At 59.0% G+C, this 5,240-nt stretch carries 2 protein-coding genes, 2 tRNA genes and 2 rRNA genes (1 of these 6 cut by a window edge); 2 read left to right on the plus strand and 4 right to left on the minus strand.

From position 1 onward, the window contains the following. From IC50_RS17385 to IC50_RS17400, 4 genes are all read right to left on the minus strand, one after another. Window positions 1-406: ribosomal RNA gene (locus IC50_RS17385) — 23S ribosomal RNA — on the minus strand (it extends 2,440 nt beyond the left edge of the window). A 384-nt stretch (window positions 407-790) separates the two neighbouring features. Continuing rightward, window positions 791-866 (minus strand) — tRNA-Ala (locus tag IC50_RS17390). Window positions 867-899: 33 nt separating this feature from the next. Then, window positions 900-976, minus strand: a tRNA-Ile gene (locus tag IC50_RS17395). A gap of 192 nt (window positions 977-1,168) precedes the next feature. After that, window positions 1,169-2,657 (minus strand): 16S ribosomal RNA (locus tag IC50_RS17400). Together the 16S and 23S rRNA genes with 2 tRNA genes alongside form the textbook arrangement of a ribosomal RNA operon. Window positions 2,658-2,667: 10 nt before the next feature. Here IC50_RS17400 and IC50_RS41335 point away from each other — a divergent pair. Both IC50_RS41335 and IC50_RS17405 read left to right on the plus strand, forming a co-directional pair. Then, a complete protein-coding gene (locus IC50_RS41335) occupies window positions 2,668-2,961 on the plus strand; it encodes a hypothetical protein (RefSeq protein WP_157460990.1) in 294 nt (97 codons plus the stop codon). A 691-nt stretch (window positions 2,962-3,652) separates the two neighbouring features. Beyond that, on the plus strand, window positions 3,653-5,240 hold a 1,588-nt coding region (locus IC50_RS17405), incomplete at its 3' end, for a hypothetical protein (RefSeq protein WP_035707176.1).

Consider the following 5,240-nt stretch of genomic DNA (forward strand, 5'->3'; position numbering starts at 1 on the left):
CTGAGGCCCAGCTTTCCTGACTGGTTCCGATTGTCTTTGATGTATCACTGGCCTGGTCCGCGTTCGCTCGCCACTACTAACGGAGTCTCTGTTGATGTCCTTTCCTCCAGGTACTTAGATGTTTCAGTTCCCTGGGTTTGCTTGAAACCTCCTATGTATTCAGAAGTCTCATACCTTCTCTTGATAACCGGAAATCCAAAACCTCGCGGTCATGGTCCCGATCATTTCTGGTCGAACACCAAGACACAAGGTCTTGGAGTTCCGGCTATCGAAGGTGGGTTTCCCCATTCGGAAATCCGCGGATCAAAGCTTCTTCGCAGCTCCCCACGGCTTATCGCAGCGTAGCACGTCCTTCATCGCCTCTCAGCGCCAAGGCATCCACCGAACACCCTTAAGGCACTTGATTGCTCTCATTATCAATGTCCACACACTCGGCAGAATGTTGTCTGTACGATTGCCTTGCGGCGCGCACCCTCGACGAATGCTACGTACAGCCGGACATTGACTAGAAAGACCAGCTTGCTTCGTAAGATCGTTCCGATAGCGAGGCGGTCAAGCTTCGCTAAAAGGATCATTTTACAACTCGCATTCAACCTCACGGCCGAAAGCAAGCGCCGAAAATGATCCGGAGATAATGAAGGCTCGCGCAACGATATGCTGCACGACCCAACTCGGATCGATCTCCTCTTTACGATGTCAGAAAACACGCATCTTGCTGTCTATCCAGACGAGCAGGATGCGAAGTGATGTTTCGCGGACGACGGTGCACGATCTCGGTGATCAAACCATCTGGTGGAGCCAGACGGGATCGAACCGACGACCTCATGCTTGCAAAGCACGCGCTCTCCCAGCTGAGCTATGGCCCCGTAACCAGAAGACGAATGCTCACTCGATGAAAGTGGTGGGCCTGGGAAGACTTGAACTTCCGACCTCACGCTTATCAAGCGCGCGCTCTAACCAACTGAGCTACAAGCCCCTAACGCTTATCCTGTTAAGGACCAGGGATTCTGCAAGCTTGCAGCCCCAGCGCGTGTTCGTCCGCGAAGAAAGAGAAACGAAGACGGCGAAATCCCGCCAATGCAGCTCAACGATCTGGCGATCTGTTGGCCACTGATGTTTCTAAAACGATCCGATAGTGAGCCGAAGCTCGCTGAAGGATCATCCTTAGAAAGGAGGTGATCCAGCCGCAGGTTCCCCTACGGCTACCTTGTTACGACTTCACCCCAGTCGCTGACCCTACCGTGGCCGGCTGCCTCCCTTGCGGGTTAGCGCACCGTCTTCAGGTAAAACCAACTCCCATGGTGTGACGGGCGGTGTGTACAAGGCCCGGGAACGTATTCACCGTGGCGTGCTGATCCACGATTACTAGCGATTCCAACTTCATGGGCTCGAGTTGCAGAGCCCAATCCGAACTGAGACGGCTTTTTGAGATTTGCGAAGGGTCGCCCCTTAGCATCCCATTGTCACCGCCATTGTAGCACGTGTGTAGCCCAGCCCGTAAGGGCCATGAGGACTTGACGTCATCCCCACCTTCCTCGCGGCTTATCACCGGCAGTCTCCTTAGAGTGCTCAACTAAATGGTAGCAACTAAGGACGGGGGTTGCGCTCGTTGCGGGACTTAACCCAACATCTCACGACACGAGCTGACGACAGCCATGCAGCACCTGTGTTCCAGGCTCCGAAGAGAGGGTCACATCTCTGCGACCGGTCCTGGACATGTCAAGGGCTGGTAAGGTTCTGCGCGTTGCGTCGAATTAAACCACATGCTCCACCGCTTGTGCGGGCCCCCGTCAATTCCTTTGAGTTTTAATCTTGCGACCGTACTCCCCAGGCGGAATGCTTAAAGCGTTAGCTGCGCCACTAGTGAGTAAACCCACTAACGGCTGGCATTCATCGTTTACGGCGTGGACTACCAGGGTATCTAATCCTGTTTGCTCCCCACGCTTTCGTGCCTCAGCGTCAGTATCGGGCCAGTGAGCCGCCTTCGCCACTGGTGTTCTTGCGAATATCTACGAATTTCACCTCTACACTCGCAGTTCCACTCACCTCTCCCGAACTCAAGATCTTCAGTATCAAAGGCAGTTCTGGAGTTGAGCTCCAGGATTTCACCCCTGACTTAAAGACCCGCCTACGCACCCTTTACGCCCAGTGATTCCGAGCAACGCTAGCCCCCTTCGTATTACCGCGGCTGCTGGCACGAAGTTAGCCGGGGCTTATTCTTGCGGTACCGTCATTATCTTCCCGCACAAAAGAGCTTTACAACCCTAGGGCCTTCATCACTCACGCGGCATGGCTGGATCAGGGTTGCCCCCATTGTCCAATATTCCCCACTGCTGCCTCCCGTAGGAGTTTGGGCCGTGTCTCAGTCCCAATGTGGCTGATCATCCTCTCAGACCAGCTACTGATCGTCGCCTTGGTGAGCCATTACCTCACCAACTAGCTAATCAGACGCGGGCCGATCTTTCGGCGATAAATCTTTCCCCGTAAGGGCTTATCCGGTATTAGCACAAGTTTCCCTGTGTTGTTCCGAACCAAAAGGTACGTTCCCACGCGTTACTCACCCGTCTGCCGCTGACGTATTGCTACGCCCGCTCGACTTGCATGTGTTAAGCCTGCCGCCAGCGTTCGCTCTGAGCCAGGATCAAACTCTCAAGTTGGACTTGAACTTTGAACCGGCTGATCACAACGTTTGACGAGGTCCCACCATTGTCGACCGAAATCGACTTGCTGCCCGCGATTCACATCGCTGGCAACGATGGTGTTTCCTTTAAAACGTGTACCGCCGAAGTCTTTCGTCCGGTCTCGATCAGAAAAGCCGAAGCTTTTCAGAAGCGAGACCCGCAAGGACTCCGCCGTCCACGTTTCTCTTTCTTCATCTTCACTTGTCAAACAGCCCGGGACCGTGGAGGCCCCAACCTTCCGGAGTGGAAGGGTTCCGACACCCTTACCGACGATGAATGACTCCAACCGACTGGTGTCGATTGTTGTGTCACTCAACAAGGTGAGGAGCATCAGTGGCGCGTTCGCTCGCCTTGGTCAGTGACCCGGCGGCGCCGCGCTCAGTGGTTGGGGTTATAGGCCCCGCCTTCCGGGCTGTCAACGCCCATCGTCAACAAATCGTCGCACAGTGGATTGTCGTAGAAATTCACACGATTCCAGCGGGTTAGCGAGGCGCTGAATGCGCAGACCGAAGCGGCCCGGCAAAAAATCTGAAAAAAGTTTGGCCCCAGGCAGGCTCCGGAAGGGGCCCGGAGGGGCTCCGGAGACGGCCTGCGGCGCCCTCCCGGGAAGGCCCCTTGCGTCAGGCCGTTCAGGAAACTTTTTCCATACTAGGCGCCGTACTTGAGCCACATTCCCGCGGCGTTCTGATACACACAAGCTTGAATCGCAGGGATGCCAGTGGGGGCTGCCGGCGGTTTTCATGGGGTCAGAGGAAGGCGATCTTGCAGATGACGCAGCCTTCCCCGGACATTCGAGAGACATCGAGAGAGCTTTTTCCGCCCTTCTGTTCGTAATTTCGGCCGGCCCGTCGTGGGGCTCTCTGAGCGCGGACAACTGTGCGGCTTGCCTTTTCCCGGTAATCCCCCTTCAAGAGGGCGGCTTGGGAGTGGGTTCGGAGCGGACCTCTTGGGTCGTTGATTGGGGGACTTGAGTGAACCACAGGACGTCACGCGGCGCTTACGGGCGTGAGACCGGGATCATCGATCTCGGCCACGAGCCGCCGCTGTCCGTCGATGGGTCCGAAGCCGCCGTCATCGACCGCCGCCGCGTCTCGGTGCAATGGTTCAGCGGGACAATTCTGACCGGACTCTGCGGCGCGGCCCTGATCGGCGGCGCCGTTTTCGCATCGCTCGACGGCGAGATGACCTTCGCCAAGGTGCCGGAGCGGGTCGAAGGCGCGTTGCGCGGCGCATTCGGCGCCGCCGATCGCGTCGCCACGCTGCACAAGAGCGACCGCCTGCCGCCGCCAAGCGAATCCACGGCCTCGCGCAACGTCATGCGCGTCTCGATGGTCGCCCGCGTCGGCAACCGGGACGTGATGCGGGTGCGCCCCTTCGTCCGGATCGCCGGCAACCTGTCGATGACGACGAGCGACCTCTCGGCGAAGATCCCGCCGTTCAACGCCCAGCGCCTGCTCACCGATGTCGGCTCCGATCCGAAGACGGCGTCCGACGATCCCAACAATCCCGAGGCGGTCGAGCCCGACGCGGAAGTGTCCTTCGTCACCAAGGACCTGTCGCCGGTGCTGCCGAAGGCCAAGATTTCCGCGGTGGTGGCGCTCGACGACATCCTCATGCGGGTCCGCGATGCCGCCAATTGGCGCGGCAATGGTGGCGTGCGCTACGCCTCGCTCGCCAATGCCACCGCCGACATCTCCGGCGCAACCGGCCCCTCCGACATCAGAACCGCCTACGCTGCCGAGGCCTCGCCGTCCGATCCCTATGCCGGCTTCGAGACGCGCGTGGTGCCGGAAAACGTGACGCTGCTGCCTAAGACCAAGGAGCAGATCACCGGCGGCAATCCAAACGGCGAACGCGTCCACATGGTCAAGAAGGGCGACAGCGTCGCCTCGGTGCTGCGCGAACTCGGCGCGACCACCGACGAGATCAAGGCGATCACCGCAACGCTCGGCCCGCGCGGCCGTGACGGCGGCCTCAAGGAGGGCGAAAAGCTCCGCATCCTGATGGCGCCCGCCAACCCAGGCGCCCGCCTCCAGCCCTATCGCGTCGTGGTTGCAAACGACACCGTGGTGGAGGCGATCGCGGCGCTGTCCGACCTCGGCAAATACGTCGCGGTCGACGTCTCGAGCATGAACACCGTCGCCGATGCCGCGGCCAACGCCAGCAGCGAGGACGATGACGACGATGACGGCACTGGCGTGCGGCTCTACCAGAGCATCTACGAGACCGCGATGCGCAACAAGGTGCCGATGCCCGTCATCGAGGATATGATCAAGATCTACTCCTACGACGTCGATTTCCAGCGCAAGGTGCAGCCCGGGGATTCCTTCGACGTGTTCTACGCCGGCGAGGACGAGGGCGTGACGTCGAGCGAAAAGAACGAGGTGCTGTTCGCCTCCCTCACGGTCGGCGGCGAGACCAAGAAATACTACCGCTACCAGAGCCCCGACGACGGCGTCGTCGATTACTACGACGAGACCGGCAAGAGCGCGAAGAAGTTCCTGGTCAGAAAGCCCGTCAACAACGCCATCATGCGCTCCGGCTTCGGCGGCCGCCGCC

Origin of the sequence: Bradyrhizobium genomosp. I (2014), assembly GCF_000261685.1 — a bacterium.
GTDB lineage: Bacteria > Pseudomonadota > Alphaproteobacteria > Rhizobiales > Xanthobacteraceae > Bradyrhizobium.